This is a genomic window from Moorena sp. SIO2C4 (genome assembly GCF_010672485.1).
Lineage (GTDB): Bacteria > Cyanobacteriota > Cyanobacteriia > Cyanobacteriales > Coleofasciculaceae > Moorena > Moorena producens.
On record NZ_JAAHGN010001438.1, the window covers coordinates 1 to 1,438 of the forward strand.

The 1,438-nt window shown below is 45.5% G+C and carries 1 protein-coding gene; it reads left to right on the forward strand.

Translation table 11 applies throughout. The features are described from left to right. The first annotated feature begins 114 nt into the window (after positions 1-114). Positions 115-1,131, forward strand: coding sequence for a hypothetical protein (locus F6K20_RS38365; protein WP_287298414.1), 1,017 nt, complete (start codon positions 115-117; stop codon positions 1,129-1,131). Positions 1,132-1,438 lie beyond the last annotated feature (307 nt).

The following is a 1,438-nucleotide window of genomic DNA, read 5'->3' on the forward strand; positions in this document are numbered from 1 at the left end:
TAGTGCTAAATTAACATCAATAGCTTCTTAAGCTTATTATAGCGTTAATTCAACGTAAAATTGACTTGGTCAATTTGATCGCTGAAAAGCAGTGCCTGAGAAAGTTTCAAGTTTTTGGAGAGGTCTAATAATCTTGATAGCACTCTGAGTATTTATGACCAGCAAGGGAAAACTTTGGGTTCCTTAGATCGGGCTGGAAACTGGAGGGCTGCCCCTGGAGGCTTTGGTATTCCTGATGTTGCCAGCATCTCTAACTCTCACTTGCGCAAGCTGGTACAGTATCTGGTGGAGCGAGGAAAAGATTTTCAACAACAGTTTCTTTCTACCTTAGACAATTCCCTGGCTACTATCGATCCCGAAGGATTTGCCACCCATAGCACTCTGGCATTATTAATTGGACGACCCATTGCTGTAGTTCGTGCCACCTTGAGCTTAGAGGTAAAAGGGCTACCGGTTTGCGATCCTACGGTCAAAATTGAGAGTGCTGAGCAAGAAGTACCCACCTACGGGTATACCGAAGTAAAAGTTCCCATTCGTTTAGGAGATTATCAACAACTCAACGACGGCTTGGTAGGTTATTGGCGAGAAACCCCTGGGGAAACTGAGGGGGATTATGACTATGAAGGAAATATCTTCTATGCGCCCCAAAGTAATTTAGCCAATGACAGTTTGATTCAAACGGAATCAGAAGGGTTAGTTTATTTCGAGCAAACCGTGGATGCACCACCCCAAGGAGTAACCATGTTAATCGATCCTCGGGGCACAATTCATGCTACCTGTGGGTTCTTACCCAACCGGGAATTAGTTTTACCGTCGGAAAACTACACCACTGCATTACAGTCCATGGAAGTTAATTTCCTAGCTACCCCCATGTTATGCGATCGCCAAACTGATATGGATATTGACATCCACAATGGCGATGAAATTGATCCCCCTACCTCTGATGCTAGCAGTGGGTTAGCAATTCCTGTTCCCCAAGAAACCAATGCTGTTTGGTCGTGGGTATCTTTAACTGGCGAGGAATGGTCAGAAACTACTGAAATTACATCAGTTAATCCCACAGCAACTTTTTCTGAACCCCAACAACTTTATGAGGGTTGGTTGCAGTTGAGTCGAGCACAGGAGGAGTAGAGGAGTTAGGAGGTAAGGAGGTAAGGAGGTAAGGAGTAAATTTTGCGTAGGGTGCGTTAGGGGTGGGATTGCCCTGATTTTACGCTTCTTCGCCAGCCTTGAAATAGCCCACCCCGTAACGCACCACCGGCTCAAACAGCTTTTAGGAGATGCACCCGGTAAGGAGGTAAGGAGATTAGGAGGTAGGAGGTAAGGAGATTAGGAGGTAGGAGGAAAAAAGTTAGGAGTTATGAAGGTGAATAATTGGCGTTGCTGATTCTGGGTATGGTTTCGCCCCCCTAGGGCGTGTTTTCAAAGTTTTCCGCAA